Consider the following 3,679-nt stretch of genomic DNA (forward strand, 5'->3'; position numbering starts at 1 on the left):
CGGGGCATCTCTTTCATGCCAGCCGCCGCCCCAGCACGCTGATGGGCATCAACTTTGCCACCAGCCAGGATGCGCGTTTTGGCAGGCCTTCGACCGGGCCTGCGGGCGATGACCTCGCTCAAGCGGTGCCCCTGATCGGGGCAGTTTTGTCCCACGGCGGGAGGCGTTCAGCGCTCTTGTGCTCTTGTGTGTGCTCTTGTGGATAGGCAGCGCTGGCGCGGCCCCGCCGTGTGGCTTTGGGCGGTGGAGTTCAGCCTGCCAGCGCCGGCAGGGCCTCCAGCTCCTCGGCCTTCAGCACCCGCAGATGCCATTCGCCATCGTGCAGGGCCAGGCCGTGCAGCTCGATGCTCTTCTGCGTCTGCAGCAGGCGGGCCAGGTAGGCGATGATGGCCGGCTCGATCACCTGGCCCGGCACCAGCACCGGGATGCCCGGCGGGTAGGGCACGATCTGGTCGCAGCAGACACGGCCGGTCAGCGCCGGGTTGGGCAGGCCGCTGTCGTCCAGCACCGGCAGCTTCTCGCCCGCCTCGTAGAAGGCGTCGCGCGGCAGGCAGGCCAGGCGGGTGAAGCGCGGGGCCTCGGGCATGCGGCCGTAGGTCAGCGGCGGGCGGCGGTCCTTGGCCAGGCGCAGCATGGCGTCGAACAGGCGCGAGACCTTGCTGCGCGTGGTGCCGATGGTCAGCAGCAGCGTCAGCGTGTTGTGGGTGTTCTTCTCGACCTGGATGTTGTAGCGGTTGATCAGCTCGTCGCGCAGCTCGTCGGCGCTCCAGCCGCTGGCGCTGATGTCGATGGTCAGCTTGGTCGGGTCCAGGCGGATGCCGTCGTCCTTCACCTCGTCGGGCAGCAGGTCGTCCAGTTCCAGCACGCGGAAGGCGCCGGTGGCGTTGATCTTCTCGCGCAGCTCGCGGGCGTAGCGCAGCGAGCGGTCCAGCAGCCGGTAGCCCTCCATCACCGCCTGCTTGCGCGCCACGTCCAGGCTGGCGATCAGCGTGTACTGCGGGCTGGTCGAGGCGTGCATGTTGAAGTTCTCGCGGAACAGGTGCTCGTCGAAGCCAGGGTCGTTCACATGGATCATGCTGGCCTGCGAAAAGGCCGACAGCACCTTGTGCGTGCTCTGGGTGGCGTAATCGGCGCCGCACTCCAGCGCGGTGGGCCGCAGCTCGGGGTGGAAGCGCGCATGGCCGTACCAGGCCTCGTCGACGATGACCTTGATGCCTGCGGCATGGGCCAGCGCGATGATGGGTTTCAGGTCATAGCGCAGGCCGTCGTAGGTGCAGCTGGTGAGGATCAGCACCTTGGCCTCGGGATGGGCCTCGATGGCGGCGCGGATGGTGGCCTGCGGCACCGGGCCGAAGAGGCCGAAGTGGCGGTTGACCGAGCTGTCCAGGTAGACCGGCCGCGCACCCGAGAGGATCACCCCGTGGTGCACGCTCTTGTGGCAGTTGCGGTCCAGCAGCAGGGTGTCGCCCGGGGCCAGCAGGCTCTGGAAGATCACCTTGTTGGAGGTGCTGGTGCCATTGGTGGCGAAGTAGGTCTTGCGTGCCCCGAAGGCCTTGGCCGCCAGGCGCTGGCTCTGGGCGATGACGCCGGTGGGGTGAAGCAGCGAATCGAGTTCCGGCACGCTGACCGAGAGGTCGGCGCGCAGCATCTCCTCGCCGACGAAGTCGTAGAAGTCGCCCACCCAGGGGCTGCCCTTGAACGAGTCGCCACCGCCGTGGCCGGGGGTGTGCCAGCTGTCCTTGGCCTGGGCCACGTAGTCGCGCAGCGCGTCGTAGAACGGGGTGTCGGCCTTCTCGGCCACCTCGGCCGCCAGGATGCGGAACCAGCCATGGAAGTCCAGCTCGCTGCGGAAGAAGTAGCCGTCCACTGCGTCGCTGGCCAGTTGTTCGACCAGCAGCTTGTCGCTGTCGTCCTCCAGCAGCATGTAGAGCGACAACTCCGGGCGCGCCTCGATGATCTGCTGGGCGGTGTGCACTGCGCGCTCGCGCTGGCGGGTGTCGGCGTTGCGCTCGCCATGGTCGATCAGCACCACCTGCAGGTCGGCGCCCTTGGTGTCGGTGGACAGCACCGCCTGCAGGGCCTGCTCGTCGCAGGGGCAGCACAGGGCCCGCAGGCCGTAGGGGTTGTCCAGCCGCTCGGCGGCGGCGTTGAGCCCCCCGACCACGGCGTCGCGCCAGGCTTCATCGGCGCTGACCACCAGCACCTGCGTGACGGGCTTCATGAGAGGCGACTCCTGCAACAGAACGACCCTGTGGCCCCCCATGGGTCACAGGGCAAACAGCCAGTGTAGCGAGCGCGCGGCCGAGAAAGATTCGGCAAGCAGGCGCTGGCCTAGGGGGTTGTCCCGGGGTTGTCGCCCTCGGCAGCGGCGTGCCGCCGGGCCTCTAGCAGGGCCTCGCGTTCCTGGGCGAACAGGGTTTCCAGTTGCTGGCGACCGGCCTTGGCCATGGCCAGCAGCCGGGCCTCGTCGCCGAAGTGCGGCGCCGACTCCTGCAGCTGCGCGATGCTGTGGCGGCGGAAGCGCTGGGCCAGGGTGCGGGCCTGGTAGGGCCGAAAGCCCAGGGTCTCCAGCACGCTGCGCCCGCTCATCAGGGCCGAGTCGAGGGTCTCGCGCTCGATGTGCTGCACGCCGCGGCGGTGCAGCTCGAACCAGTGCTGCGCATTGCGGGCCCGCACCACCAGGATGAGCTGGGGGAAATGCTCGCGGGCCAGGTCCACGATCTCCAGGCACTGGGCCATGTCGTCCACCGCCACCACCAGCGTCGTGGCCTTGTCGGCGCCGGCCATGCGCAGCAGGTCCAGGCGCCGGGCATCGCCATAAAAGACCCGCCAGCCGAACTTGCGCAGGCTCTCAACCTGGTCGGCGTCGTGTTCCAGCACCGTGGCCTTGAGGCCGCTGGCGTAGAGCAGGCGGCCGACGATCTGGCCGTAGCGGCCGAAGCCCGCGATGATGACCGGCGCGTCCTGCTCCTCGCTCAGCTCGCTCAGCGGGGCCTGGTCCGGCCGGCAGGCCGCGCGCCGCGCCGCCACCCGGTCGGCCACCAGCAGCAGCAGGGGCGTGAGCAGCATGGTCATGGCCACCACCGCGATCAGCAGCGAGGCGGTGCGGGCGTCGATCACGCCGCGCTGCTGGGCCGCCTGGAAGACCACGAAGCCGAACTCGCCGCCCTGGGCCAACAGCACGATGAAGACCGGCCGCTCGCCCAGCGGAATCGGCATCACCCGGGCCATCACCCACAGCACCAGGGCCTTGAGCCCCAGCACCGCCACCACCAGCAGCAGCACGATGAAGGGCCGGTGCAGCACGACCGAGAAGTCGATGCTCATGCCCACGGCAATGAAGAACAGGCCCAGCAGCAGGCCCTTGAAGGGCTCCAGGTCGGTCTCCAACTCGCGGCGGTACTCGCTTTCGGCCAGCAGCACGCCGGCCAGGAAGGCACCCAGGGCCATCGACAGGCCCACGGCCTCCATCAGCGCCGCGGTGGCCACCACCAACAGCAGGGCCGCGGCGGTGAAGATCTCGGGCGTCTTGCTGCGGGCGATCCAGCGCAGGGCCGGGCGCAGCAGCAGGCGGCCGCCCAGCACGATGCCGGCGATCACCGCGACGGCCTTGAGCGCGCCCACCCAGCCCTGGCCTGCGTGGTGCTGGCCGGCCATCAAGGGCACGAGGCCAGGAGGG

The 3,679-nt window shown here is 69.5% G+C and carries 2 protein-coding genes; both read right to left on the bottom strand.

Going from position 1 to position 3,679, the window contains the following annotated elements:
- Positions 1–250: 250 nt before the first annotated feature.
- Complete coding sequence (locus I73_RS15810; protein ID WP_022981506.1) at positions 251–2,221, bottom strand: aminotransferase class I/II-fold pyridoxal phosphate-dependent enzyme; 1,971 nt, start codon at positions 2,219–2,221, stop codon at positions 251–253.
- A 110-nt stretch (positions 2,222–2,331) separates the two neighbouring features.
- Positions 2,332–3,679, bottom strand: a 1,348-nt coding sequence (locus I73_RS28315) for a cation:proton antiporter (RefSeq protein ID WP_040500499.1), incomplete at its 5' end; no start/stop codon positions are given.

The sequence above is a fragment of the Ideonella sp. B508-1 genome, from assembly GCF_000333615.1.
Lineage (GTDB): Bacteria > Pseudomonadota > Gammaproteobacteria > Burkholderiales > Burkholderiaceae_C > Ideonella.